The organism is Actinoplanes sp. NPDC023801 (genome assembly GCF_040639655.1).
GTDB lineage: Bacteria > Actinomycetota > Actinomycetes > Mycobacteriales > Micromonosporaceae > Actinoplanes.
This window is the reverse complement of record NZ_JBFAAI010000023.1, coordinates 111,762-137,778: the sequence shown is the minus strand read 5'-3', so window position 1 is coordinate 137,778 and position 26,017 is coordinate 111,762. Positions and strand designations below refer to the sequence as shown.

Sequence of the window (26,017 nt, the reverse complement as noted above, 5' to 3'; positions counted from 1 at the left end):
TCTGCCCAGCTGAGATCGCCACGACTCTAGGGGGAGCCGAAGCCTTACGCGCGGCCGGCGCCTTCGTTGAGGTGATGGAGCTGGGCACCGGCGGCCTGCTGCTCCGGGCGACGGAGGACCCCACCGACTGGACGGAGGAGGCCGCCCGTCGCGTATTCGAAGCGGTCCGCCAAGTGCTGCCGCCCGGCGAGCCGCTTCAGCCTGAGTTCGAGACGATCACTCACGTGGTGATGTCCGATGCCCGCCCGGCGGGCTGACGGCCGGATCCACCGTTGACCCGGGGTGTCAGGTGCGGCCGATGATGCTCTGGAACAGAACGAGGTGAGGGGTACCGAATGAGAGGCAGCAAGCATGCCGTCTGGGCGACTGACCGCATCCTCACCCTCCTGCCTCGCGGACGCCTCCGGATTCCCGGTCGGCGGCGACCGATGACGGCGCGTGCTCGGTGCGGGCTCGGCCGTTCTTCTTCGCTCGGTACAGCGCGACGTCGGCGCGGGCCACCAACTCCTGCGGCGTCTCGGCAGGAGCGAGGTGGGCGATGCCGGCCGAGAAGGTTTGGCCCGCTGGCGTCGCCTCGCGCAGCCGGTCCACCACCCTACGTGCGTCGACCCAGGTGGCACCGGCAAACAGAAGGGCGAATTCTTCTCCCCCGTAGCGATACAGCATGTCGTCGCGGCGCAGCACGTTGAGCCATCCGGCGGCTGCACCCTTCAGGAGCTGGTCACCTGCCTGATGGCCATAGGTGTCGTTGTATCGCTTGAAGTGGTCGAGGTCGAGCAGGGCGACCGCGAGCGGTTGCCCGCTGCGGTCCGCTGCCGCCACCGCGGTCTCCAGTGCCGCGTCCCAGGAGCGGCGGTTGCCGACACCGGTGAGCGCGTCCTTGGCTGCGAGCTCGGACAGCCTCTCGGCCTGCCTCTCGACCTGGCGGATCAGACCCGCCATTCGAGCGACCACCAGCAGGAACAACACCATGCATGCCACCCCGATCGGTACGGCGTCCACGCGGCCTCGCACCGCCTGCTGGCCGAGCAGCAGCCCCGGAGCCAGCAGCGACATCCCGGCGAGCAGGACGAGCCGGCGTACGGTGAACCGTCGGTTGTCCCGGTCGGAAACCGCGGCGATCTGTGCCATCGACGGATGAAGCACCGCCGTGCCAAGCAACACGTAGCAGAGGCAGTAGAGCGCCCCACCCCAGTAGGACTGCACACTCCCGTGGTCCGACAGCGCCGCATTGATCACGTCGCCCGCCAGCCAGCCGCACATCGCCGCCAGAAACAGATACAGGGAGGCGTTACGGGTGCCACCGCCGGTCAGCAGTCGGATGAGCAGCACCAACAGTACGACGTCCCCGAGCGGGATCCCCAGGCGCAGCACCAGCGCCGCCAAGGGCTGATCTGGCTGCGCGAGCACCGGGGCGACGGCGACCAGCCACAGTGGCAGCGCGAGGGCACAGGTGACGATCGCCGCGTCGATCAGCGCGCCGCCGTCTCGTCCGGCCGAACGGCTGCGGATTAGCACGACTTGACCTGCGGCCAATCCCACGTAGGAGAACAGATACAGCACGTTCTCCACCACGGGAAGGACCGCCGACGCCGGGAAGGCCCAAGTTCGCAGCCCCAGCACGACATCGCCGGTCAGGCTGGTTTGGATCCCGGCCCAGACCAGCCACCATGCCGCCGCCGGCTGCGGCCGCTGGAGCCACTGTCCCAGCAACATCGCTACCGAGACGCCACTACCGAGAACGCCGTAAATCACCGCTTGCGTCACCGGGTCGCTGATCCAGAACAGTGCGGTAAGCACCACCCCGACGCAGACATACAGCCGCCAAACCCAGGGGTTCACGGTTGCCTGGCCCCGGCATCCGCCGCCTCAGCGGTGGTGACGCGGCCACCGGTCACCGTGGCCATCCGCTGGTCGGCATCACGCAGCAGCAGCGACTGCATGCCGACAGCCAAGGCGCCCACGGCGCCCACGGCCACCGCGACATGAACTCTGATTCGTACGCTGCGGTCGGAGAACCAGTGGATCGGCACGGTGAACACCTTGATCAGCTGAGGGAGCCTTACCTGCCCTCATCTTCGAATGCCAGGCCGTGCGCCAAACTGGAAACCACAATTCCCCCCGGCGCAGGCCCCGTCTGGGAACAGGGGTGCCTGTAGGGACCGTGTCGTTGATTGACCTCAGAGCATCGAGTGCGGTATTGACGGAATCGGGGAGATGGCGACGGGTCCGGCCGGTGACGCGCGTAGCTGGCACGGGTCAGAGACGCCTCTGCCGACAGTGTGCTGCACGGTGCCGGAGATGGACGGCATCGGATTACAGCGCGACGGACCCAGTGGGCAAGCCGTTGCTCACAGCGTTGGCGATGGTGGCCGAGTCCGAGGCGAATCCGGCGCGGCTGCGAAGCCGCGAGGGACGAAAGTGACGAAGGCCGACTGTGCGGCACGCGATTCCCGCTGAGCCCGCGGCACGAGCCGCATTCGGTGGCGTTGCACGCCGCCGATGAGCACACCGGCTCGCAGCTGGCTGAGCTGCTTGAGGTGTCCCGCTCGACGGTGTATCGAGCGGTCGCAGGGACCGATTCGTCGCCACGGCCCTGACGGTCGAGCTCGGATTGATCGGCTCAGCGTGTCGGCGGTGGCACGCTCGGCGGCCTGCCTCCGGGCCCGCCGGAGCTGCCCGGTCCGGGTGGTGCGCCGGAAGGGCGACCGTCGCCGGAGAGCTGGCCTCCGGTAGAGGTGGTTCCGGTGTCGACCCGCACGGCGAGGGACACGGCGTAGCCGCCTGCGACGTCACCGGTCACCGTACCCAGTTGGGTGGCGCGCTGGGACGCGGGGCGCGGCTACTAGATCAGCCGGACTGTCCCGCGACCTAGTCGGTGGCCGCTGTTAGCTGTGCCGGTTCAGTAGAACGCGTGCGACGGCGGCGACCGCGGGTAGCTCGTCGAGGGTTAGCAGTTCCAGCACGTTCGATGACCGGGCGCAGAGGGCGTACCCGTAGCCGGGGCCGATCACCAGCGCCGCGAACTCGTCGGCTATCGGGCGGTCCAGCACGATCACCGACCGGGCCCGGCCGGCCAGCTCCTGCAGCGACATGGCATCCACCGGCAGCCGGGCGTCAGGGCAGGACATCACCACCACCGCGGTGTCGTGGGCAGCGACCGTATCCCGCAGGCGAGCCATCGCGGCCGCAATGCTCGTGGCGTCGGCCGCCGCTACCGGCGCGTGGCCGGCGGCGACCTCGAACGGCGTACCGGCCGGCTCATGGAAACCCGGCCGGGGCTTGCGCAACATCCGGGCCGCGGCGGCGTCGTACCGGCGACCGCCGTGGTCGATGGGTCCAGGGCGCCCGAACAACCAGCCCTGTCCCCAGTCGGCGCCGAGCCGGCGGGCGGTGATCAGATCGTCTTCGGTCTCGATGCCTTCGGCGATCACCACAGCGCCGGTACGTTGCGCCTCCGGCCGGACCACGGCGCAGACCGCGCGGGTGTGGGCGCTGTCGGGGCTGCGCAGCAGGCTCATGTCCAGCTTGATCACCTCAGGTTCGAGGATCGGCAGGAACGCCAGCGACATCGGGTCGACACCCACATCGTCGAGCGCGAGACCGGTGCCCCACTGCTGCGCCAGGCCGGCGATGCGCAGCATGCTGCCCGGCACGGCGGGCAGCGCCCGTTCGGTGAACTCCAGCACCTCCCGGAACGGGAGTCCGCCGCTCACCAGTTCGATCAGGCGCGGTGAGAGCGGCTGGTCCAGCACCCCGGGTTCGGCATTGACAAACAGTAACGGTGGCGGCTGCACCGCGGCCAGGGCGCACTCCAGCGCCCGCTCGGAGCACAGCAGGTCGAGTTCACCGAGGCGACCGGCCGCACGCGCCGCAGCGAACAACCGGTCGGGGAATTCGACATCGGTCCCGGCGGGACCGCGGGCGAGCGCTTCCATCCCCACCACCGCGCGACTGGACAACTGCACGATCGGCTGGAACAACGGCTGCACCAGCCGTCTGGCCAACACCTCATCGATCGTGGCATTGACTGCCCCCGACACCGGGACCGACGCCTGAACCGTACCCACCATCGATGTGCTCCCTATCTGGTCGCTTGCCTCTTCCTATCGGCGCGCGGGCAACCCGCTGAAGCGAGACGAGACAACCGGCGGGCGCCGAGTACGAAGAGGGGTCGTGGTCAAGGCTGTGCCGGTCGCGGTCGTAGCGGCGGGGGGTGCGCGGATCGGCGTGGCCCATAGCGTCCTGGACGTCTTCGAGAGGCAAGGCAACCCGGCTTCGCGGGCGCCGGCGGCGAAGGCGTGCCGCAGCGAGTGCGGTGACAGCAAGTCGTCAGGATAATGATAGCTGGAGGAAAAATGGAGTATTCATATCACATAACACGTGCCGATGATTGGGCATTGAGCGAGGAATTGCCGATCTCAAGACGAATGGGAGCGGATTGCCGAAGGGTTCGCCAGCTTAAAACATGACTCCTACGTCGACTGGAAGGATATTGGTATGTAGAAGATTTTTACCATAGACGGAGAGGAAATTCTTTCTCGTGGAGGGAGGGGAAGGCGGGCATTGAGGGAATTTATAGCGAGCGGGTTCAGGTGATTGCGAACGGGGGGGCGATGGCCGGAACGCCGTGGGATGCCGCGGGCTCTCGTCCCGCCCCCCTACCCGGAGCCGGGAAGTTCCGGGGAACTGCTGCCGTCGCCTGTCAGGCGGTGGGACTGCCGGGGGACGGCCGGCGGGTGGGAATGACGAACAGCGTGGCCCAGCCGGGAAGCGCGCTGCTCCGGTCCACGCGGGCTGCCGTCACGACTGGGCGGTAGGGGGCCAGTGCCGCCAGGGCGTCGGCGAACTGCACCCGGGCCAGACGCGCGCCCGGGCAGGCGTGCGGTCCGGCGCCGAACACGAGCTGCGTGACGTGGGGCGGGGCCGGGTCCGCGGGCTCCGGGTCCCGGCGGTGACCGTCGACGGCGTGCCGGGCCACCAGGATGAGCCGGTCACCGCGCCGGACCGGCCGTCCGGCGAGCGAACCGGAGCCGGCAGCCACCCGGGGCAGCAGCGGCGTCGGCGCGGTGACACGCAGGAGTTCGCTGGTCAACGCTTCCAGGTCGGATTCCGCGTACGCCCAGAGGTCCGCGTCGGCACACCAGGCCGCAGCGCGCGGCAGCCCGGCGACCGTCGTGTTGATCGCGGCGACCGCAAGCATGGCCGCCAGTCCGTCAGCGTCACCGCGCCCGGCGTCCGCAGCCGTGCCGGCCGGGTCACCCCCGCCGGCCTCCCCGGACGGGCATCCGGCGGTGGAAGGCGCGCCAGCACGGGCGGGAGCGGCCGGGGGAGCGGCGCCGGAGCCGGAGGCCAGGAGGTCGTTCAGGTGGCGGGCGGCCCGGTGGGCGGCCCGGCGCCGGCCGGGCAGCGGAAGTCCCGGCAGGTGCTCGCGGGCGCCGGCGGCCGCAGCGGCGCGGGCGGCCGCAGCGAGCGCGCGGGCGTCGACATCGAGCCCGAGGAGGGCCGCCGCGGTGGCGCCGGAGAGTTCCGCGGCCACGTCCACCAGGTCCACCGGCCGGCCGGCGGCGAGCGGGGCGAGGCGGCGGCCGAGCACCTCGATCCAGACCGGGCGCAGCCGGGCGACGCCGTCCGCGCTGAGGGACTCGGCAAGGCTGCGGCGGGTGCCACGGTGGGCGTCGCCGTCCTGGTCGAACAGGAGTCCGCCGCCGGTGAGACGGCCGGCGGCGCCGCCGGTGGTGCCCTCGGCGGTGCGGTCCAGCGGCACCCGGGTGAGGCCGTCGGCGTAGGCGCCGCGCGAATGGGCCAGAACGGTCCCGCCGAGACGGACGGCCGGGCTGCGACGGGTGGCCGCGAGCAGGGCGAACAGCAGCGGATGGCTGCGCAGATAGACCTGCCGGTCCCGTCGGCGCGCCCGTGCCTGTGTCATTCCCGCCTCCTGTTCGCGAACTCGACGATCATGACTCGCGGCATCCGCACGCCGGAACGGTGGTCCCGCGTCTCAGCGGACGTGGACCTGACGCGAGGTGGGCGGCCGCCACCGCCGGTCCCAGTACCAGAGCAGGGTGCGCCGGGCTCCCCACGCGCGAAGCCGGCGCAGGCTGGCCTCGACGACCAGGTCTTCGGCGCGGACGATCCGGTCGGTTTCGCGGCGGGCCCGGTTGAGCAGCGTGACGTCCTCGGAGCCGTCCTCGAGCGCCTCGCGCGCGGTGCCGCCGCATCGGCGGTACAGGTCCGCGGTCAGGGCCAGGTTGTGCCCGTGGACCAGGACGTACGGGCTGCGGAAGTCGGGCGTGCGATGCGACTTGCGGTAGCGGCCGTACAGTGCCGCCAGCCGGACGGCCACCGGGAAGACGTGGCGTTCGGCCCAGCTGGGCCGCTCGTCGCGGCGCGGCACACTGCGGCCGCAGACAAGTTCATGACCACCTTCCAGGTACGTCCGGAGCGTCGCCACCCAGTCGGGGGCCGGCAGGCAGTCGGCGTCGGTGCGGGCGAGCAGCGTGGCGCCGGTCGCGATGGCGTGCCGGAACCCGGTGTCGGCCGCGGTCCCGGCCCCCGGCTCTTCCTCGGTGACGATCTCGACCGGGAACGGCGCCGTGCCGGCGAACCGGCGTACCACCCCGGCGGTGTCGTCGCTGGAGGCGTTGTCGACCACGACCAGCCGGAACCCGTGATCGGTCTGCCGCGCGAGGGCCGTCAGCGTCGCCCCGATCGACGCCGCCTCGTTGTAGGCGGGCACGACGACGGCTATCACGTCACCGGGCATGCCGGCCCGGCGCGCCGTATCGGCGGATGCTCATGGTCGTCGTCTCTGATGCGGGATGCCGCCGGTACCGGGCGCCGCGGTGCGCGGTTCGCTCGCGACGAGGGTCGCCGCCGCGGCGCGGTCGGGTTTGCGGGACCGCCCGGCGAGCGGGACCTCGGCGAACACGACCCGGTCGGGGCGGGCTGAACCCATCCGTCGCAGCGGTTCGCGCAGGGCCGCCTCGACCTGCTGCCGCCCGGTCCCGGGGACGGTCTCGATCAGCGCGACGACATGTTCGTCGCCGTCCCCGGCCGGCACCCCGACCAGCACGGCGAGGGACACGCCGGGCACGTGCAGCGACGGCTCGTACAGGCCGGGATAGATGTTCTCCGCCTTGCGCAGGATCATGTCCTTGCCGCGCCCGGCGAGGACGACCCGGCCGCCGTCGAGGCGCGCGATGTCACCGGTCGCCACCCATTCGTGCGGGTCGGAGCCCAGGTACCGGTCACACACGCCGGCGCCGGCGAGCAGCAACTGGCCGGTGTCGTCGAGGCGGGCGCGCACCCCGGGAAGCAGGCTGCCGACCAGGTCGCCGTCGCCGTCGAAGGCGGACTTCTCGCGGGACTCGGCAGCCGCCGCCGGGAAGACCTCGGTGAGCGCGTAGACGCCCCAGGCCTCGTCGGCGCCGGCGGCCCGGACCCGTTCCAGCAGGTGCGCGGAGACCGGCGCGGAACCGCTGTACACGCGTCCGGTGAACGGCGTACCGGCGCCGAGAGCGGCCCGCAGCTGCGGTGGCGTGAGGTAGGTGGCCTGCGGACGCAACCCGGTGATCTGCCGGGCCAGCGTCCGCGGTCGGCCGGCGGGGGCGGCGACCGGTGCACCGGCGGCCAGCGCCGGCACCGTCACGAAGAACGTACCGCCGAGCACCGGCACGCCGGGTACCGGCCGGACCAGTTCGGCGACCGCACGGAGACCGGTGGCGAGGCCGGCCCGGGTGTGCACGACGGCGCGCGGGCTGCTTGTCGTCCCGGAGGTGAAGATGATGACCGCGTCACCGTCGCCGTCGTACGCCGCCGGGAGCGGGCCGGGCCGCAGCGCGAGAGCGGGCGCGTTCCCGGGCAGGCGCGAGCCGACCGTGACGGTCGGTGCCAGCGCCGTGAAGTCGGGCAGCGCGAGGCCGGCGCGGCGGGCCAGCGGCGCGGCCCATCCGGCGACCGCCTGGGCGGCCGCGTCGGCGACGATCAGTGCCGGCCGGGCCAGCGACAGGCGGGCGGTCAGCACGTCGGGGCCGGCGGTCGGGTCCAGCAGGGCGACCCGGATGCCGAGCCGGTACGCGGCGAGCACCAGGGCCACGGCCCGCGGTCCGGGGCGGACCGCCAGTCCCAGGGTGTCGCCGGCGCGCAGGCCACGGGCGTGCAGGGCGATCGTGTACCGGTCCCGCAGACCCGCCAGGTCGCCACGGGTGATCGTGCGCCGGCCACGTAGCAGCGCCGGGGTGTCGTCGCCGGTTCGCAGACCGGAGCTGAGCTCGTCGAGCACGCGGCTCCTTCAGGGGGTCATCGCGGATCGGGGGACAGGGGGCCGCTTCCGCGGTCGAGGTACCAGCGGGCGGTCCGCAGCACCCCGTACGCGCGCAGCCGCCGGGTCGAGTTCTCCACCACCATCGACCGGCTGCGGGCGATCGATGAGGTCGTCCGGCGTACGCGATTGAGAAAGAGCCGGTCGGTCGGTGACGGCCGCCGCGGCATCCCGCCGCACGCCTCGTACAGCTCCGCCGTGATCGCCATGTTGTTGCCGGCGTGCATCCGGTAGGGCGCCCGGAATCCGCTGCCGCGATGTGCCGGCCGGATCCGCCCGAAGGCCGCCGCGAGCGCTACGAGCAGCCCGAACACCGCCCGCCCGACCGGCCCGTGCTCGTCGTGCCGGGCGGTGATCCGGCCGCACACCATGGCGGCGCCGCCGGTCAGCGCGGCCCGTGCCGCCGCCACCCAGCCGGGCCGGGGCAGGCAGTCGGCGTCGGTGCGGGCCAGCAGGGTCGCACCGGCCGCGATGGCGTGCCGGAACCCGGTGTCGACCGCGCAGCCGACACCCTTCTCGGTCTCGACGAGCACGTGCACCGGGAACGGCGCGCACGCCCGGAACCTCTCGGCGGCGGCCACCGTGCCGTCCTGCGACCCGTTGTCGACGACGAGCAGGGTGAAGCCGGTGTCGGTCTGCGCGGCCAGCGCGTGCAGGGTGGCGCTGATCCGGCTCGCCTCGTTGTAGGCGGGCACGATCACCCAGAGGCCGGTCACGAGCGTTCCCAGACCATCGTCATCATGCTGACGCCGCCGCCGAGGCCGACGAGAAGCACCCGGTCACCGGGCGAAAGATACGGGAAAGCCCGATGCAGCTGTACGCCCAGAGTCGCGCTGGCCATGTTGCCGAGCGAGGTCACGGTCACCTCGAGGCGATCCTTCGGCACCCCGGTCACCTCGATGAACCGCTCCAGGTAGGGCAGCGTCACCTGGTGCACGAGGATCCGCGCGTAGTCGGTGAACTCGAACCCGGTCCGGGCGCGGACCCGGTCCAGGATGCTCGGGCCGATCTTCTCGAACACGCCGCGCAGCCGGTGCCCGTCCCCGGTGAAATAGCTGTACTCGTCGCCGCGTGGATGCCGGGATCCGCCGCCCGGGATCCCGCCGACCGTCCAGTGCTCGGAGTACGTCTCGGTGTCGACGTCCAGGATCCCGCCGCGCTCCACCGGCTCCACGACGACGGCCGCCCCGGCGTCACCGAAGGTGTACCCGGCGAACGCCTGCCGCACCTCGGCCATCCCGGAGACCCGGGGCCGCATCACCCGGCTCGGCGTCTCCCCGGTCACGACCAGGGCCCGCCGCGCCCGCCCGGCCAGGATCATCGACCGGGCCAGGTCGATCCCGTTGACGAAACTGTTGCAGGCGTTGGTGACGTCCATCGCGTGCGCCCGGCTGCCGAGCGCGTCCTGCAGGATGTGCGCGGTGGCCGGCTCGACCATGTCCCGGCTGGCCGACGCGAACAGCAGCAGATCCACGTCGGCCGGCTCGTGACCGGCACCGGCCAGCGCTGCGCGGGCCGCGTGCAGTCCGAGCGTCGAGGCGTACTCGTCGTCGGCCGCGATCCGCCGCCGTTCGATGCCGGTGAGGCGGGCCAGCAGGCCGCGGGGCAGCTTCCCGATCCGGTCCTGCAGCTCGGTCGTGGTGACCTCGCACTCCGGCAGATGGGTTCCGACCCCGGTGATTCCGACCCGCACTATCCCCCCACAGACGTTCCGCCCCCGCAGACGTTTCCTGCCCCACTGACGTTCCGGCTCCTCAGCATGACGGCCCGGTGTCCGATATGACGACCGTGCCGGAACAGCTTTTTCTGCTGGGAAACCTGGCCACCATGATCACTTACGTGGCGATCACGGTGGCCATCGCGGTGCCGGTCGCCCGCGCCGGGCAGCTGCTCAGCAACCGGCTCGCGGTCGCGACGGCCCTGATCTTCCTCTCCTCCGCGGTCGGGCACGGCCTGCACGCGTACCTGGCCTTCGCCAACCTCGACCGCGCCGAGCACTCGGTCGCGATCGGCTGGGTCTGGGCCCTGGCCTGGTGGAACGTACTCACTGCGGCGGCCGGCGTCTACTACTGGACGGTCCGCAGGCGTGACCGGACCCTGATGGGCGCCATGTACACCGACCCGCAGCGGCAGAAACTGCTCGACGAGGCCGAGGCGCACCGGGCCACCCTGGAAGCCGTGGTCGAGCACACCGACGACGCGATCATCGGGGCCAGCCTGGACGGTGTCATCACGGCGTGGAACGGCGGGGCCGAGCGGCTCTTCGGCTGGACCGCTGCCGAGATCATCGGCCGGCCGACCGACCTGCTGAGCGACGACTCCGGTGCCGAGGAGCAGCGGGCGATCATGGATCGGATCAGGCGTGGGGAGCGGGGGGTGTCGTACGAGACCCGCCGTTTCCGCAAGGACGGCACCCCGGTCGAGACGTCCCTGAGCGTGTCGGCGATCCGCGACCACTCCGGCCGGCCGACCGGGATCTCCGCGGTGGGCCGTGACATCACCGCCATCAAGGAGGCTGCCGAGCGGCAGCGCGCCATCGAGGAGCGTACCCATCAGGCCCAGCGGATGGAGAGCCTCGGCAAGCTGGCCGGCGGGGTGGCGCACGACTTCAACAACATCCTGGCGATCATCGTCAACTACACCGATTTCGCCGCCGAGGAGGCGGCCGGCAACGAGGCGCTGGAGAACGACCTGAAGCATGTCCGCAGCGCTGCCGACCGGGCTATCAACCTGACCCGCCAGCTGCTCACCTTCACCCGCGGCGACACCATCCAGCCGCAGGACGTCGACCTGAACGCCGCGATCGCCGAGGTGCACGCGATGCTCGGCCGGACCATCGGCGAGCACATCAACCTGCTCGCGGTCCCGTCCGCCGAACCGGTCGTGGTGCACGCCGACCCCGGCCAGCTCCAGCAGGTGCTGCTCAACCTGGCGATCAACGCCCGGGACGCGATGCCGGACGGCGGCACCCTGGTCCTGGAGGCGAACGTCGCGGCCCTGGACGGCGGCGAACTGGACATGCAGCCGCCGCTACCCGCCGGGACGTACGCCCGCCTGCTGGTGAGCGACACCGGTGAGGGCATGACCGCGGACGTGGCGGCGCACATCTTCGAGCCGTTCTACACCACGAAGCCACGCGGCAAGGGCACCGGACTGGGCCTGTCCACCGTTTACGGCATCGTCGCCGAGGCCGGCGGGAGCATCAACGTCTACTCCGAGCCGGGCGTCGGCACCACGTTCCGCATCTACCTGCCGATCGCCACGGCGACCGGCGGAAACGTGCCCGCGGTGCTGCGCCAGGACGAGCCGCCCACCGGTTCCGGCCAGACCATCCTGGTGGTCGAGGACGAACCGGCGCTGGCCCGCGTGGTCACCCGCATCCTCGCCGGAGCCGGTTACCACGTCCTCACCGCCACCGGCGGGCAGCAGGCGCTCGCCCTCTTCCGCCAGCACGGCTGCGACGCCCTGCTGACCGACGTGATCATGCCGGAGATGTCCGGCCGCCGCCTCGCCGAGATCCTCCATCGGACCGTGCCCGCCCTGCCGGTGCTCTACATGTCCGGTTACAGCAACGGCCTGCTCGGCACCACCCACGTTCTCGACGGCGACATCGCCTTCCTGGAGAAGCCCTTCACCGGCCACGACCTCCTGCACAAGATCGCCGAGATCGTCCCCTCCTCTCCGGGTACGGACGAGGAGTCCCGCCGGACCGGGACCGAACCGGGGCCACACCGCGAGAGGCTGCCCGCCTTCCGCCCGCCGACGCGCCTCTCGGGCTGAAGCGGCACCTCACCGAACCCCGTCCGGCTGGCTCTGACCGCTGTCGCAGCGACGCTGAGACAGCGGTCAGAGCCAGCCGGGGGTGTGGCGGCGTCAGGCGCCGGGGCGCGGGCCGAACGACGCCAGCACGACGGTGAATCGGGTCAGCTGAGTGGCCCAGCCGTCCCGGGTGGCGCGCCACTCGATCACGTAGGAACGGCTGCCGCTGCTGGACACCCGGCGCAGCCCCCGCATGGCGGTGCCGTCAGCGTCCTTGAAGGTGAACTCCCACACGGCCGACCTGGCCGGCAGCGTCTCGATGCGCAGGCGCTCGTAGTCGTCCAGGCCGCCTTTCAGCTCCGCCTCCTGCAACGCGGCGACCACATCGGCGGGCGTCTCCGGCAGCGGGGTGATGGCGAGCATCGCGCGGTCCCGTCCGGCCCGGAACGTCAGCCCGGCGGCGGACGCGTCCCGGCGCCAGCCGACCGGCACGGCCACCCGGTACCCGCCGGGCTCCGTCCACCAGCGGAAACCCGTCGGCAGCGGGGTGTCCTTGGTCCCACCGCCCGGTGCGGGCGCCGATGCGGACGGGGACGGGTAGGTCGTGGCCGCGCGGGTCTCGCCCTCCGCCGTTGCCGCGACCGCGGTGAGCGTCGTGGCGACCGCCACCGCCGCGGCGATCGACGGGATCCGTCGCAGAGCCGCCGAACGTGGCCGGCGACCGGCATCCGCGACGGCGCGCAGAGCCTGCTCCGCCTCGGCCGCCGTCATCCGGGCCGCTGGATCGCGGCGCAGCAGCCCGGCCAGCACCGGCGTCAGCCGGCCGGCGCGGCGCGGCGCCTCCGGCTTGGCCTTGCCGACCGCGTGCAGCACTTCCGCAGTGGTGGCTCGCTGGAACGGGGGATGGCCCTCGACGGCGTGGTACAGCGTCGCGCCTAGGGACCACAGGTCGGCCCGCTCGTCGGTGAGGTGGTCGAAGATCCGCTCGGGGGCGATGTACTTGGGGGAGCCCAGGATGATGCCGGCGTCGGCCAGGGTACGGATCCCGTTGGGGGTGACCGTCGGGCTGAAGTCGGTGAGCACCGGCCGGCCGTCCCCCGCGATCAGCACGTTGTCCGGTTTCACGTCCAGGTGCAGCACTCCCGCCCGCCCGGCCGCCGCCAGCGCGGACAGCAGGGCCAGCCCGATCCGGGCGACCCGGGCCGGCGGGAGCGGGCCGGACTCCTCGATGAGCTGCTGCAGCGAACGGAACGGAAGGTACTCCATCACCAGCCACGGCCCGTCCCAGGCGGGCAGCACGTCCAGGGCGCGGATCACGTGGGGATGGCGCACCCGGGCGGCGGCGACCGCCTCCGGCAGCACCCAGTCGCGGATCAGCTCGTGCTGTCCCCGGGTCAGCCCCTGCGGAATGACGCAGTGTTTGACCACCACCCAGCCCGGACGGGCCTCGCCGCCCCCGGCCCCTTCGTCGGAAGCCAGCCAGATGCGGCTCGTCCGACCGGAGACGAGCGGCCGGACAAGCCGATAACGCCCTCCGACGACCTCTCCTACCGCGGTCATGCCTTCACCCCGTGTTTTGATGCTGTTCACGCTGCTCAGATCCTGAGTGGACAGTAGCTTGAGCGGCCCGCCGCGCGATGCTGATATCACTCACAGCGTGCATCCGACTCTCCACTGTGACCAGGACCGGAAGTGTCGCCTCGGCGACGCAGGACGCGACGCGCCGCAGTTTCCCCGCGATCCGTCTGATCGGGCGAAGCGGGCCATCCACGCCTTCCGCGTGGCGCACCCTTATGGGTGTGTCCCGGCCCACACGCTGGGGCATTCGTACGGCGAGCACCCCTCCCGGCCCGCGATCAGCCCGGTCCCGCGGCGGGGCAGGTGCAGACGAGGATGGGCAACCGGCCCGGCCGGTGACCCATCCTCACGTCGGTCAGTGGAGCGTCGGTCAGTGGAGCGTCCGTCAGCGGAGAGGGATGTCCACGTACGATCCGCCGGCGATGGTGACGGAGTCGCCGGGCGCGTTCTCGTCGTAGTAGAGCGGGTCGACGGTGTCCACCACGAGGGTCAGTGAATGCCCGGCCGGCACGTCGTAGGCGGTGGCCGGGAAGCGCAGGTCGACGCTGCGGCTGCCGGAGCCGCTGAGCCACGTCACCGGCGCGTGCGTGATCAGTTCGGCGTTGCCGACCGCGTCGAGGTCGTAGAGGTAGGCGATCACGGTGCCGGTGGACTCGGTTCCGGTCAGTTCCAGGTGCAGTTCCGGGATGCCGCGGATCCGCTGCGCCGACGACCGCCGCTGGGCCGCCCAGACGCCGGCCCGGCCGCGATCCACGAACGGCAGCCAGATGCGCGGCTGCTCGCCGGTGATGGCCGCGGCGCCGTTGGTGATCAGCACCACCCCGCCGCTCGCGACGGTGTCCCGGTCGGCCGGCAGGGTCTTGGTCCAGCCGGAGCTGACCGCGCCGCCGAGCAGGCCGGTGCCGTCCAGGGCGCGGATCCGGCCGAGGCCGTGGCGGGCGGTCGAGGAGGTCTGCGCCGACCAGGCCGGGTAGGACTCGGCGGCGGCGTTCAGCGGCTTGAGGTGGATCGGGTTCGCGGCGGTCGTGCCGCTGGCCAGGTGGGTGTCGAGCCAGGAGTAGAGGCTCGTCCAGACCTCGTTCGGCAGCCCCAGCACGCCGGTCAGTTCGGCGATCGCGTGGTCGCCGGGGCGCAGTTCGAGACGCTTGGGGGTGGTCAGCCGGCCGTAGAAGTCGACAAGCTGGTTGGGCGGGAAGAACGTGTCGCCCCAGCCGTTGGCGATCAGCACGGCCGGATTGTTCGCGTTGATCCGGTCGACGTAGGTGGCCGCCGAGCGTACCTTCGCCCAGGCCATCACCCCGGCCACGTCGGTGCCGGCGTTGAAGTCGGCCATGTTGGCGGTCAGGTCCGCGCTCGGCTTGCCGACGATTTTCGCGGCCAGTTCCAGCAGGCCGGCCGACTGGCGATGCCGGGTCTGGTCGGCGTACAGCGAGTACACCAGGTCGGTCCAGCCGCTGAGCACGCCGACCACGCGGATCCGGCTGTCGAACGCCGCTCCGAGCAGACTGATCCCGGCCCCGTACGAGATGCCGGCCGCCCCGATCCGGGCCGGGTCGGTGGCGGTGTTCGCGATGGTCCAGTCGACGACCTTGCTCAGATCGGCCATGTCCTTGGGGCCGGCGGTGTCGATCTGCCCGCCGGACAGCCACCAGCCGCGCGGGGTGTACGAGACCACCACGTACCCGCGCCCGGCGAGGATCCTGGCCTGGGCGAGGTACTCCAGGTCGTTGAGCCCCCAGCTGGACGGGAGGATCACGGCCGGGTGGCGCCCGCTCGCGGACGGCGCGATGACGTTGGCCTTGAGGGCGACCCCGCCGTCACCGGTGATCTCGACGGCCTTGAACCCGGTGGTGCCGGCGGCGGCGTGGGCCGGCGAGGCGATGGTGAGCGTGGTCGCCGTCAGGACCGCGGCGGCGAACATGGTGAGCAAGCGGCGAAGCGCCATCAACACTCCTCGATGGAGGCAGCGAACGTGGCGGCAGCGTAGGAAGCGGTTCCGAGAATTTGAAGATGGTGACATTCTCGTTACTAGCAAGTAACGTAACTCGTCGGTAGCAAGGGGGTGCAGGTGCTCTACGGAACCCCGGCAACGCGTCGGCGCGACGCCCAGCGCAACCGTGCGGCCATCCTCGAGGCTGCCAGCGAGGTGCTGGCCGAGGACGGTGCCGTCGCCCTGATGCCCGAGATCGCCCGCCGCGCCGGCGTCGGCCAGGCCACCCTCTACCGGCACTTCGCCGACCGGCACGCGCTGACCACGGCGGTGCTCGCGTACCAGCTCGAACTCCTGGAGCTCCGGGTGGCCGCCCACTCCGGGCACCCGGCCGGCTTCCGTGACCTGCTGCGCGAGACGCTGCACTCCCAGATCGAGCTGCGTGGCCTGGTCAAGCTGGTGCGCCGCTTGGACAACACGCTCCAGGAGCGCTACCGGCAACGGGTGATCGCCGCCTTCGCCGCGCCGATGAGCGCCGCCCGCGACCACGGGTACGTCCGCGCCGATCTGGTCCCCGAGGACCTGTCCCTGCTGTTCACCATGGTGCAGGGCGTCGCCGAGGGGACCGACGACGTGGACGCCGCCCGCGCCGCCGCCGACCGGTCCGTCGATCTCGTGCTGGAAGGGGTGTTTCAGCCGGATCGTGGGCTCGTCTCAGATGGTCCGTGACTCTGCCGATCATCACCCTTGGCGCCAGGAGACGGGGGTGGTGAAGCGATGCGGAGTCCCGAGGTCGATGAACTCGACGCGTCGGAGCGCGCGGAGCTGGAGTTGCTGCGGCAGGTCATCTCGACCGGGCCGACCGGCTTCGTCGCGATCGACGGCGACGGCGTCATCCGGACCTGGAACGACTCCGCCGCCGGCCTGCTCGGCTGGACCGCCGGTGAGCTGGTCGGCCGGTCACTCACCGAGACGCTGATCCCGGCCGAGCTGCGGGAGGCGCACACCGCCGGGCTGGCCCGGTTCCTCGCGACCGGAGAGGCCCGGCTGCACCAGCAGGCCGCGCTGCTCGACCTGATCCCGGCCGCGGTGATCGTGCGCCGCCTCGACGGCACCATCCTGTGGTGGAACAGCGGCGCCCAGCGCCTCTACGGCTGGTCCGCCGACGCGGCCCGCGGGCGGCGTACCCACCTGCTGCTCAGCACCGCGGTCGAGGACGGTGGCTCGGTTGCCGAGCAGCTGGCCGCCCTGGAACGGGACGGGCACTGGGAGGGCCAGATGCGGCGGCTCACCGCCGCCGGCCGGGTCGTCACCGTGCTCTGCCGTCAGGTCGTCTGCGCGCCCGTGCACTCGTCCGGTGACGAGCCGGAGGTGCTGGAGATCAACACCGACGTCACCGCGGCGCGCGCCGCCGAGCAGGCCGTCGCTCTCAACGAGCAACGCCGTCGCTCTCAACGAGCAACGGTTCCGGGCCCAGTTCACCCATTCCGCCGCCGGCCAGTTGATCCGGGCCCTGGACGGGACGCTGATCGCGGTGAACCGTGCGTTCGCCGACATGCTCGGCCACCGGCCCGAGGATCTGATCGGTCAGAACCGGGACGGCGACCTGGTGCACCCCGAGGACATGGCGTTCGGTCAGCACCGGATCGCCGGACTGTTCGCCGGCGAGGACACCTCCTACACGCACGAGATCCGGCTGCGGCACGCCGACGGCCACTGGATCGACGCCGAGGCCACCGTCTCGCTCGTCCGTGACGCCCAGGACCGGCCGGAGCACCTGATCGTGGTGGCCACCGACATCTCCCAGCGCCGGATCGCCGAACGGGCCCGGGACCAGGCCGCCGCTGCCCTCGCTGAGCGCAACACCGCGCTCGAGGTCGCCAATCACCTGAAACTCGACATCATCGGGATGCTCGGGCACGAGATCAGCAACCCGTTGTCGGCCATCATGGGCTACACCGACCTGCTCGCCGACGAGTTCGGTGCGGACCACCCGGCGGCCGGGCCGATCGCGGTGATCAGCCGGCAGGCCCAGCGCCTCGACGAGATCGTCCGGGAGGTGCTGTCCATGGTGAGCATCGACGCCGGCGGCCTGTCCGCGGTCCGCGGCGAGGTCCGCCTGCGGGCCGGGATCGCGCAGGCTCTGGCGAACAGCGGGAACCCCGGGGTCCCGGTCCTCGGCCCGGACGCCACGATCCGCTTCAACCCGGGCCATCTGCAGCAGATTCTGGTCAATCTGCTGTCCAACGCCACGAAGTACGCCGGTGGCGCGACCGCGATCCGGATCTCCGAGGTGGACCCCGGCCGGTTGCGGCTACGGGTCGAGGACCAGGGGCTCGGCGTGCCGGAGGAATTCCGGCCGCGCCTGTTCGACCGGCTCAGCCGTGCCGAACGCGACGCCGGCCAGGTCCGCGGCACCGGTCTCGGTCTCTACATCGTCCGGGCCCTGGCCGAGGCCAACCACGGCAGCGTACGGCACGAGCCGAACCCCGCCGGAGGTTCGGTGTTCATCCTCGAGGCCGACGCGGTCGCCCCTGCTTAGGTGATCTTCGACTCGCGCCACGCTTGCGGCGGTGCCATCCTGGGAAGTCCTCCAGCAATGCTGGGTAGCCTGGGACCTTCGTCTCTTAGTGAAGGAGTTGATGTCCGCCGTGGGCGGATACGGCTGGCAAGTTGTCCTGGTCGTGGTGCTGGTGCTGCTCAACGCGGTGTTCTCCGGAAGCGAGATGGCTCTCATCTCACTCCGGGAGAGCCAGTTGCAGCGTCTCGAGCGGCAGTCCCGCACCGGAAGGACCCTCGCCAAGCTGGCGCGGGATCCCAACCGGTTTCTCGCAACCATTCAGATCGGCATCACCCTGGCGGGTTTCCTCGCCTCGGCTGCCGCGGCGGTGTCACTGGCACAGCCGCTGATCGAACCGCTCGGCTTCCTCGGCACCGCCGCGAGGCCGGTGTCGATCGTCCTCGTCACCATCGTCCTGACCTTCTTCACCCTGGTCGTCGGCGAGCTGGCGCCCAAGCGCATCGCGATGCAGCGGGCCGAGGGCTGGGCGATGCTCGTCGCCCGTCCCCTCGACGTGCTGGCCACGCTCTCCCGCCCGGTCGTCTGGCTGCTCGGCAAGTCCACCGACCTGGTCGTGCGCCTGACCGGTGGTGACCCGGACGCCGGCCGTGAGGAGGTCAGCACGGAGGAGATCCGCGACATGGTCGCCGCTCAGCAGGACATCACCGCCGAGCAGCGCACCATCATCAGCGGCGCCTTCGAGATCGCCGACCGGATCCTGCGCGAGATCCTCATCCCGCGCCGCGACGTGCTGATCCTTCCCGCCGACCTGCCGGCTCCCGAGGCTCTGGCGCGGCTCGTCGAGGTGGGCCACTCGCGGGCCCCGGTCACCGGCCCGATGGGCCTCGACGACGTGCTCGGTGTCGTGCATCTGCGGGACCTGATCACCGCCGGCGGTCTGGTCCGGGACCACATGTTCACCCCGCTGTTCCTTCCCGAGACGCTGAAGGTGTCCGACGCCATGCGCCAGCTGCGCGTCCAGCGCCAGCAGTTCGCCCTGGTCGTCGACGAGCGCGGCGCCATCGACGGCATCGTCACCATGGAGGACCTGGTCGAGGAGGTCGTCGGTGAGATCTACGACGAGAGCGATCGGGACGTGCAGTCGGTGATCCACGAGGAGGACGGGGCGATGCTGCTGCCCGGTACCTTCCCGATCCACGACCTGCCGGACATCGGTGTCGACATCGAGGAGACCGACGCCGGCGACTACACGACGGTCGCCGGTCTGGTCCTGGCCCGTCTCGGCCACATCCCGACCGTCACCGGTGAGACGGTCGCCATCGACGGGCACACCGCCGAGGTCGTCGAGATCACCGGCCGGGCGATCACCAAACTCCGTCTGCGGCCGCTCCCCGAGCACTCCACCGAGGAGGCTCACGTCTGACGTGGCGACCGTTCCGCCGAACCACCTCGCCGGAGTGACGGCATGGCGGGACGGTCTCCACCTCGCGTGATCGTCATGTCGTACGGATGAGGGACTTGTGACCCGTCCGCGCCGGACCGTGTGCTGTGGTGGACCGGAGGCGGCGGGAAGGGGTCACGTCGTGTGTCCACGCGGTGACGGCAACGCGGGAGACGTTGTCGTAACAAGTACTGAAGCGGAGCGCTTGTACGATGCCCCGGTGGCTCTAGAGGGTGACTATCAGCGTCATGCCGAGACGGTGACGCTGAGCCGGAGGCTGGAGCAGCCGGAGGCGGACGCCGCCGAGGTCATCGACATCCCGTTGACCGACGAGGAAGAGGCCGCGGCGGAGGACGCCGAACCAGAACGTGACCCGGACCCGGACCCGGACCCGGACCCGGACCCGGACCCGGACCCCGATCCGGAGCCGGAGCCGGAACCCGATCCGGAACCCGATCCGGAACCCGATCCGGTTCCGGAGGCCGGGCCGGTGGCGGCGGAGCCCGAGCCGGGCCCGGAGACCGAATCGGACCCCGAGCCGGAACGGGACCGGCCCGACCTGCTGCTCTGGCTGCACCGGGGGCTCACCCTGGGCGCGGTCATGGCGCTGGTCGTGGGCACCCGCACGTTCTGGACCGGGTACGCCCTGCCACGTCCCTGGCTCGCCCTCACCCTGACCGGCGCCTACCTGGCGATGCTGGTGCTGGCGGTGGCCGCGCTCTGCGTCACCCGGCAGCGCACCCTGGCCCGGCTGGACGTCGGCGTCCTGGCGACCGCGATCGTGATCAAGGCGGCGGCGGCCTGGACCGGGATCAGCGGTGTCAAGGAGCTCACGGTCGACGAGGGCATCCTGATGGACCGGGGTGCCCGTGCCCTGATCGAGGGCATCAACCCGTACACGGCGGCCTGGGACGACATCATGCCCGGCCTGGCCACCCAGCTGATGGACGGCCGGACCGTCTACGACTTCGGGTACCCGCCGCTCGGTATCCAGCTCGGCGCGGGGATGCAGCGGCTGTTCCCGTCGATCGTCGGGGTCACCGCGGTCGCCTGGCTGGCGCTGCTGGCGACCGCGCTGATCCTGTTCTTCGTGGCGCCGCGCCCGCTGCGGCCGGTCGCGACGCTCGGTGTGCTCGGGCTCGGGACGCTGACCAGTTACGCCGACAACGCGTACCCCTCCCTGATGGCCCTGCCGTTCCTCTGCCTGGCGCTGTGGCACTGGCCGTCGATCGGGCGCGGCGGGCGTCTGGGCCGGACCGGGTACGGCCGCGCGATCGCTCTGGGCCTGGCCTGCTCGATGCACCAGCTCGGCTGGTTCCTGGCGATGTTCCTGGTGGTCGGTCTGGTGGTGCTGCGCCTCGGTGAACTGCCGCTGGGCCGCGTCTTCTGGCTGCTGATGCGGTACGGCTGCACCGCGCTCGGCGTGTTCGTGGTGGTGAGCCTCCCGTTCATCCTGGAGTCGCCGGACGCCTGGCTGACCGGGGTGTTCGAACCGCTGCTGCAGCACGCGGTGCCGCACGGGCAGGGCCTGATGGGGCTCACCTCGTACCTCATCGGCGGCAGCGGCGACCTGGACCTCTACGGCCACGCGACGACGGCGCTCCTGGTGGCGCTGCTGCTCACCTTCGCGCTGTACCTGCGCCGGCTCGGCCCGGCCGTCGCCGTGCTGCCGTGGCTGATCTTCATGGTGTCGACACGTTCCCAGGACGGCTACTGGGTGCTGACCATGCCGCTCTGGATCGTCGCTCTGACCACCACGTCACGGGCCGACTTCGAGGGTGCCTTCCGGCTGCGGATGCCGCGGGCGTTCCCGGCGATCATCGCGGTGGCGTCGTTCCTGCCCGCCGCGGCGTTCGTGTCCGGAGCGGTGACCAGCCCGCAGCCGCTGCAGATGCGGGTCGCCACCACGGTCGTCCCCGGCCACCGGCTGACCGAGCTGGTGGTGGACGTGACGAACACCTCGTCCCGGCCGATCATCCCGTCGTTCACCCTGGCGTCCGGCGTCACGATCGCCGACTACTGGCGGATCGAGACCGGTCCGGTGCTGCTCCCGGCCGGCACCACCGCCACGTACACGCTGCTCCCGCCGGTGCGGAGACTCGAGGATCCGCCGGCTGAGCGGATCATGGTGAAGTCCGTGCGGCCGCCGTTCCCGCCGGAGCCGGCGATCTACCGGGTGCCGCCCGACGGCCCGGTCCACCTGCGCGCGGTCTCCGACGAGCCGCAGACGCTCAGCAGCGTGCTGGTGATCCGCGACTGGCCGGACGATCACGAATTGCTGCAGTGACCGGCCGCCGGAGCACCGGAGGCCGACCCGGCCCGCCCGCGCCGTCCGCTCACCGAACCGGGGATGGGATACAGGTTCCGGCCATGATCGCTGACTTGACGGGTACCCGGCCGCCCATGCGGCTGGGAGTGCTTGACGTCGGTTCCAACACGGTCAACCTGGTGGTCGCGGAGGCGGATTCCGGTCTTCCGCTGCCGGTGCACACCTGGGAGGAGCGGCCCCGGCTCGCCCACCGGCTGACAGCCGACGGGACGATCGGCCCGGCAGCCCTGGAGCGCATGATCGACGCGGTCCGCAAGGCGGTGGCCGAGTCCCGCCGTGCGGGTGTGAACCGGATGTTCGCCTACACCACCGCGGTGGTCCGCGACGCGCCCAACCGCGAGGAGGTGCTGACCGCGGTCACGGCGGCCACCGGCGTACGGCTGGGCACGCTCACCGGCATCGAGGACGCCCGCCTCACCTTCCTGGCGGCGCGGCGCTGGCTGGGCTGGCAGGCCGGTCCGATGCTGATGGTCGACATCGGCGGCGGCTGCCTCGAGGTGGCGTTCGGACGCGACCGGCTGCCCGAGTCGGCGATGTCGCTGCCGCTCGGCGCGGGCCGGCTCACCCGGGAGTTCCTGGCCGACGGGGACCCGCCCGCCCCGCGTGCCGTCCGGCGGCTGCGGCGGCACGTGCGTGAGCGGTTCGCCGAGGTCGCCGCCCGTACGTCCTGGGAGGCTCCGCGCACCTCGGTGGCCGCCTCCAAGACGTTCCAGCAGCTGGCCCGGCTCACCGGGGCCCCGCCGCTGCGGCTCGGCCCGTTCGTCCGGCGGGAACTGCGCGCCTCCGCCCTCCGGCCGTGGATCAACCGGCTGGCCGCGATGCCCAGCCCCAAACGGACCCGGCTGCCCGGGGTGTCGCCGCACCGGGCCCGGCAGATTCTGGCCGGTTCCATCGTCGCCTACGAGGTGATGCGCCGGCTCGGGGTCGAATCGCTGATCATCTGCCCGTGGGGCCTGCGGGAGGGCATTCTGCTCAGGGAGCTGGAGGCCCGCCAGCCGCCGCTGATCAACGCGTCGTGGGTGCCCTGGGACTGAACCGTTGCCTCAACCCGGCCGCGGATCCGCCGATGGTGGAGTGAGACCCGTCGCCCCGGTTGAAGGAGAACCTGCCATGCGACTGTTCGGCTCCCGGGCGGCCGGCCCCGAGGCGGCACGACCGATCCCGCGCGATGTCGAGGCGCTGGAGCAACTGGTGGTGGATCTCGAGGCGGCCACCGACGAGGACAGCGCCTGGCGGATCACCGTGGAGAGCACGGTCAGGTTCTACAAGTTCGGGTACGGCGCGGTCTGGGTGCCGGACAGCGGCGGCCGGCTGCGGTTGCTGCACGAGTACGGGCCGTTGAAGCCGCAGCTCACCTCCGCCGGTGAAGGTGAGCTGGTGGCACGGGCGTTCCGCGGCCGTTCCGCCATCTTCGAGGAGGAGCCGGAGAGCCCCACGGGCTGCCGGCGGTGGCAGGCCGCGGCGAAGGCCGGGATGGTCGCCGCCATCGTGCTGCCGGTGCGCAAGGGCACCGACGTGCCGGCGGTCTTCGAGTACTACTCGCCGGCACCGGTCTACGCCGACAGCGCACGCCGGGACAAGTTCGCGGCCCTCATCCGGCTCGTCGACCAGGCCCGGACCAGTGCGGTGGCCGCCGCCGAACTGCGTCAGGTGGCCACCGACCGGGAGGCGGTGACCACGGTCGTCAGCCGGGTCGGCGCCGCGTCGGACAGTCAGACCACGATCCGGGCCGCCCTGGACTCGGTGCGCACCGCGTTCGGCTGGGCGTACGGCTCGTTCTGGGAGATCGACCCGGAGGCGAACGTGCTGAAGTTCCATCTGGAGTCGGGTTCGGCCGGTGACGAGTTCCGCCGGGTCACGCTGGCCGCCGAGTTCGCCGAGGGCGTCGGGCTGTCCGGCCGGGCCTGGCGGGCGAAGGATCTGGTCTTCGTGCGGGATCTGGCGGAGATCACCGACTGTGTACGGGCGCCGGCCGCCCAGCGGGCCGGGGTGCGTTCCGGCGTCTGCTTCCCGATCATGAGCGGCGACCGGATCGTCGGCACCATGGACTTCTTCACCACCGAGTACATCGATCTGTCCGAGTCGCGGGCGGCCGCGCTGCGCAACGTGCAGCAGCTGGTGTCGCAGCGGCTCGACGTGGTGCGTGGCTCGGAGCGGGCCGCCGCCAACGCCCGCGATCTGCTCGACACGGTGCAGCGCCTGCGCAGCGCCAGTGACGACGCGACCACGGTTGCCGAACAGGCGGTGACCCGGGCCTCGGCGATGACCGCCGAGGTGGCCGCACTCGGCCAGGCGTCCAATGCCATCGGTGACGTCATCAAGATCATCTCGTCGATCGCCGAGCAGACCAACCTGCTCGCGCTCAACGCGACCATCGAGGCGGCGCGTGCCGGTGAGTCCGGCAAGGGCTTCGCGGTGGTCGCCGGCGAGGTCAAGGAGCTGGCCCGGGAGACCGCCGAGGCGACCCAGAAGGTGGCCGACCAGATCGCCGGCATCCAGGCCAGCGCGGAGACGGTCGCCAACGGCATCCACACCACGAGCGAGACGATCGGCAAGATGGACGCCGTGCAGGCGCGGATGAACGACGTGCTCGCCGAGCAGGCCGAGATGGCCCGCGCGCTGCAGGGGTGACCCCTTCCGATCGAACATTCGTCCTAGACTCCCCAGAGTGACGCGGAGCACACCATGATGCGTCCATATGTCTTCTCGAGGGGAGTGGCACATGAGCGGAGTTCGATTGCTGGTCGGGACCCGTAAGGGCCTGTTCATCCTGACCTCGGACGAGAACCGGCAGGACTGGAAGGTGGACGGGCCCCACTTCAGCGGCTGGGAGATCTACCATGCCAACGGTTCGCCGGTCGACCCGGACCGGCTGTACGTGTCACAGTCGGGCGGCTGGTTCGGTCAGCTGATCCAGCGGTCCGACGACGGCGGTGCCACCTGGCAGCAGGTCGACCACGACTTCACCTACGCGGGCGAGGTCGGCGACCATCTCTGGTACGACGGAACCCCGCGCCCGTGGGAGTTCAAGCGGATCTGGCATCTGGAGCCGTCGCGCACCGAACTGGACGTCGTCTACGCCGGTGCCGAGGACGCGGCCCTGTTCAAGAGCACCGACGGCGGTCAGAAGTGGGTGGAGCTGACCGGCCTGCGCACCCACACGTCGGCCCCGCAATGGCAGCCGGGCGCCGGCGGCATGTGCCTGCACACCATCATTCTCGACCCGGTGAAGCCGGACCGGATCTTCGTGGCGATCTCCGCGGCCGGCGCGTTCCGCACCGACGACGGCGGCGTGACCTGGCAGCCGATCAACCGCGGTCTGCAGAGCGAGGGCATCCCCGACCCGGACGCCGAGGTCGGGCACTGCGTTCACCGGATCGCTCAGCACCCGTCCCGGCCGGACACCCTCTTCATGCAGAAGCACTGGGACGTCATGCGCTCGGACGACGCGGGTGACAACTGGCGCGAGATCAGCGGCGACCTGCCGACCGACTTCGGTTTCCCGATCGCCGTGCACGCGCACGAGCCGGAGACCATCTACGTGGTGCCGATCACCAGCGACACGCTGCATTACGTGATGGACGGCAAGCTGCGGGTCTACCGCAGCCGGACCGGCGGTGAGCAGTGGGAGGCGCTGACCACGGGACTGCCGCAGGAACACTGCTACGTCAACGTGCTGCGCGACGCCATGGCGGTGGACACGCTCGAGCAGTGCGGCGTCTACTTCGGCACCAGTGCCGGCCAGGTCTACGGTTCCGCGGACAGTGGCGACACCTGGAAGGCGCTGGTCAGTGATCTCCCGCCGATCTGCTCGGTGGAAGCGCAGGTCCTGCCGTGATCCGCGTAATCCTCCCGCCGCACCTGCGCAACCTCGCGCACGTCACCGGCGAGGTGCGGGTCGAGGTGGCCGGGGAGGTGACCCAGCGGCTCGTCCTCGACGCGGTCGAGGAGCGGTTCCCGATGCTCCGCGGCACCATGCGTGACCGGGTGACCGGCAAACGGCGGCCGCTGGTCCGCTTCTTCGCCTGCGAGGAGGACCTCTCCAACGACTCCCCGGACGAACCTCTGCCCGACCGAGTGGTCAAGGGCGAGGAACCGTTCCTGATCGTCGGGGCGATGGCCGGGGGATGAGTCCC

General features: G+C 71.4%; 21 protein-coding genes and 2 pseudogenes. 12 read left to right on the top strand and 11 right to left on the bottom strand.

Going from position 1 to position 26,017, the window contains the following annotated elements; genetic code table 11:
• Positions 1-257 (top strand): hypothetical protein (locus AB0G04_RS32315; protein WP_360990472.1); only part of this gene is annotated, 257 nt, incomplete at its 5' end.
• Between the two features lie 121 nt (positions 258-378).
• Here the strand turns inward: AB0G04_RS32315 and AB0G04_RS32310 are convergent.
• Positions 379-1,800, bottom strand: coding sequence for a GGDEF domain-containing protein (locus AB0G04_RS32310; protein WP_360990469.1), 1,422 nt, complete (start codon positions 1,798-1,800; stop codon positions 379-381).
• A gap of 38 nt (positions 1,801-1,838) precedes the next feature.
• Complete coding sequence (locus tag AB0G04_RS32305; RefSeq protein ID WP_360990467.1) at positions 1,839-2,033, bottom strand: hypothetical protein; 195 nt, start codon at positions 2,031-2,033, stop codon at positions 1,839-1,841.
• A 249-nt stretch (positions 2,034-2,282) separates the two neighbouring features.
• Between AB0G04_RS32305 and AB0G04_RS32300 the strand changes: the two genes are divergently transcribed.
• Positions 2,283-2,600, top strand: coding sequence for an HTH domain-containing protein (locus tag AB0G04_RS32300; protein WP_360990464.1), 318 nt, complete (start codon positions 2,283-2,285; stop codon positions 2,598-2,600).
• A 288-nt stretch (positions 2,601-2,888) separates the two neighbouring features.
• Here the strand turns inward: AB0G04_RS32300 and AB0G04_RS32295 are convergent, their stop codons facing one another.
• The 7 genes and pseudogenes from AB0G04_RS32295 to AB0G04_RS32265 all read right to left on the bottom strand — a co-directional run bounded on the left by AB0G04_RS32295 (position 2,889) and on the right by AB0G04_RS32265 (position 10,016).
• On the bottom strand, positions 2,889-4,010 hold the full coding sequence (locus AB0G04_RS32295) for an EAL domain-containing protein (protein ID WP_360990461.1): 1,122 nt from the start codon (positions 4,008-4,010) through the stop codon (positions 2,889-2,891).
• A gap of 160 nt (positions 4,011-4,170) precedes the next feature.
• Positions 4,171-4,325: pseudogene (locus tag AB0G04_RS32290) on the bottom strand (tyrosine-type recombinase/integrase); the annotation flags it as partial.
• 380 nt (positions 4,326-4,705) lie between these two features.
• Positions 4,706-5,929 carry a cytochrome P450 gene (locus AB0G04_RS32285; protein ID WP_360990459.1) on the bottom strand — a complete coding sequence of 408 codons (1,224 nt, stop codon included), beginning with the start codon at positions 5,927-5,929 and terminating at the stop codon, positions 4,706-4,708.
• 72 nt (positions 5,930-6,001) lie between these two features.
• Positions 6,002-6,766, bottom strand: coding sequence for a glycosyltransferase family 2 protein (locus AB0G04_RS32280; RefSeq protein ID WP_360990456.1), 765 nt, complete (start codon positions 6,764-6,766; stop codon positions 6,002-6,004).
• Between the two features lie 30 nt (positions 6,767-6,796).
• Positions 6,797-8,284 (bottom strand): class I adenylate-forming enzyme family protein, encoded by a 1,488-nt coding sequence (locus AB0G04_RS32275; protein ID WP_360990453.1) that lies wholly within the window; start codon positions 8,282-8,284, stop codon positions 6,797-6,799.
• Positions 8,285-8,301: 17 nt separating this feature from the next.
• The gene (locus tag AB0G04_RS32270; protein WP_360990450.1) at positions 8,302-9,039 is read right to left on the bottom strand and encodes a glycosyltransferase family A protein; all 738 of its coding nucleotides are present in this window, start codon (positions 9,037-9,039) and stop codon (positions 8,302-8,304) included.
• Complete coding sequence (locus AB0G04_RS32265) at positions 9,036-10,016, bottom strand: 3-oxoacyl-[acyl-carrier-protein] synthase III C-terminal domain-containing protein (RefSeq protein WP_360990447.1); 981 nt, start codon at positions 10,014-10,016, stop codon at positions 9,036-9,038. The genes AB0G04_RS32270 and AB0G04_RS32265 overlap by 4 nt, the downstream gene beginning before the upstream one ends.
• 86 nt (positions 10,017-10,102) lie before the next feature.
• Between AB0G04_RS32265 and AB0G04_RS32260 the strand changes: the two genes are divergently transcribed.
• Entirely contained in the window at positions 10,103-12,103 is a 2,001-nt protein-coding gene (locus AB0G04_RS32260; RefSeq protein ID WP_360990444.1) for a PAS domain S-box protein, read from the top strand.
• A 93-nt stretch (positions 12,104-12,196) separates the two neighbouring features.
• Here the strand turns inward: AB0G04_RS32260 and AB0G04_RS32255 are convergent, their stop codons facing one another.
• On the bottom strand, positions 12,197-13,642 hold the full coding sequence (locus AB0G04_RS32255; RefSeq protein ID WP_360990441.1) for a serine/threonine-protein kinase: 1,446 nt from the start codon (positions 13,640-13,642) through the stop codon (positions 12,197-12,199).
• Between the two features lie 403 nt (positions 13,643-14,045).
• Positions 14,046-15,605: a CocE/NonD family hydrolase gene (locus AB0G04_RS32250; protein ID WP_360990438.1), complete on the bottom strand. Its 1,560-nt coding sequence runs from the start codon at positions 15,603-15,605 to the stop codon at positions 14,046-14,048.
• A 123-nt stretch (positions 15,606-15,728) separates the two neighbouring features.
• Here AB0G04_RS32250 and AB0G04_RS32245 point away from each other — a divergent pair, with 123 nt between their 5' ends.
• The 9 genes and pseudogenes from AB0G04_RS32245 (at position 15,729) to AB0G04_RS32205 (ending at position 26,012) form a co-directional block, all read left to right on the top strand.
• On the top strand, positions 15,729-16,319 hold the full coding sequence (locus AB0G04_RS32245) for a helix-turn-helix domain-containing protein (RefSeq protein WP_360990435.1): 591 nt from the start codon (positions 15,729-15,731) through the stop codon (positions 16,317-16,319).
• A 48-nt stretch (positions 16,320-16,367) separates the two neighbouring features.
• A pseudogene (locus tag AB0G04_RS32240) lies at positions 16,368-16,952 on the top strand (PAS domain-containing protein); the annotation flags it as partial.
• Positions 16,948-18,132: an ATP-binding protein gene (locus tag AB0G04_RS32235; RefSeq protein WP_360990432.1), complete on the top strand. Its 1,185-nt coding sequence runs from the start codon at positions 16,948-16,950 to the stop codon at positions 18,130-18,132. The pseudogene AB0G04_RS32240 and the gene AB0G04_RS32235, both read left to right, overlap by 5 nt.
• Before the next feature lie 100 nt (positions 18,133-18,232).
• On the top strand, positions 18,233-19,534 hold the full coding sequence (locus AB0G04_RS32230) for a hemolysin family protein (RefSeq protein WP_360990429.1): 1,302 nt from the start codon (positions 18,233-18,235) through the stop codon (positions 19,532-19,534).
• Between the two features lie 238 nt (positions 19,535-19,772).
• Positions 19,773-21,839: a hypothetical protein gene (locus tag AB0G04_RS32225; RefSeq protein WP_360990427.1), complete on the top strand. Its 2,067-nt coding sequence runs from the start codon at positions 19,773-19,775 to the stop codon at positions 21,837-21,839.
• A gap of 83 nt (positions 21,840-21,922) precedes the next feature.
• Positions 21,923-22,915, top strand: a complete 993-nt coding sequence (locus tag AB0G04_RS32220) for a Ppx/GppA family phosphatase (RefSeq protein ID WP_360990424.1) — start codon at positions 21,923-21,925, stop codon at positions 22,913-22,915.
• 76 nt (positions 22,916-22,991) lie between these two features.
• Positions 22,992-24,512, top strand: coding sequence for a methyl-accepting chemotaxis protein (locus AB0G04_RS32215; protein ID WP_360990421.1), 1,521 nt, complete (start codon positions 22,992-22,994; stop codon positions 24,510-24,512).
• Between the two features lie 91 nt (positions 24,513-24,603).
• A complete protein-coding gene (locus AB0G04_RS32210; RefSeq protein ID WP_360990418.1) occupies positions 24,604-25,719 on the top strand; it encodes an exo-alpha-sialidase in 1,116 nt (371 codons plus the stop codon).
• A complete protein-coding gene (locus tag AB0G04_RS32205) occupies positions 25,716-26,012 on the top strand; it encodes a MoaD/ThiS family protein (protein ID WP_360990416.1) in 297 nt (98 codons plus the stop codon). The genes AB0G04_RS32210 and AB0G04_RS32205 overlap by 4 nt, the downstream gene beginning before the upstream one ends.
• The last annotated feature ends 5 nt before the right edge of the window (positions 26,013-26,017 follow it).

Bases quoted from the DNA above. Each gene is read 5' to 3' on its own strand.
- AB0G04_RS32285 (WP_360990459.1), bottom strand. From the start codon at position 5,929: ATGACACAGGCACGGGCGCGCCGACGGGACCGGCAGGTCTATCTGCGC.
- AB0G04_RS32280 (WP_360990456.1), bottom strand. From the start codon at position 6,766: ATGCCCGGTGACGTGATAGCCGTCGTCGTGCCCGCCTACAACGAGGCG.
- AB0G04_RS32260 (WP_360990444.1), top strand. From the start codon at position 10,103: ATGACGACCGTGCCGGAACAGCTTTTTCTGCTGGGAAACCTGGCCACC.
- AB0G04_RS32255 (WP_360990441.1), bottom strand. From the start codon at position 13,642: ATGACCGCGGTAGGAGAGGTCGTCGGAGGGCGTTATCGGCTTGTCCGG.
- AB0G04_RS32250 (WP_360990438.1), bottom strand. From the start codon at position 15,605: ATGGCGCTTCGCCGCTTGCTCACCATGTTCGCCGCCGCGGTCCTGACG.
- AB0G04_RS32230 (WP_360990429.1), top strand. From the start codon at position 18,233: ATGTCCGCCGTGGGCGGATACGGCTGGCAAGTTGTCCTGGTCGTGGTG.
- AB0G04_RS32220 (WP_360990424.1), top strand. From the start codon at position 21,923: ATGATCGCTGACTTGACGGGTACCCGGCCGCCCATGCGGCTGGGAGTG.
- AB0G04_RS32215 (WP_360990421.1), top strand. From the start codon at position 22,992: ATGCGACTGTTCGGCTCCCGGGCGGCCGGCCCCGAGGCGGCACGACCG.
- AB0G04_RS32210 (WP_360990418.1), top strand. From the start codon at position 24,604: ATGAGCGGAGTTCGATTGCTGGTCGGGACCCGTAAGGGCCTGTTCATC.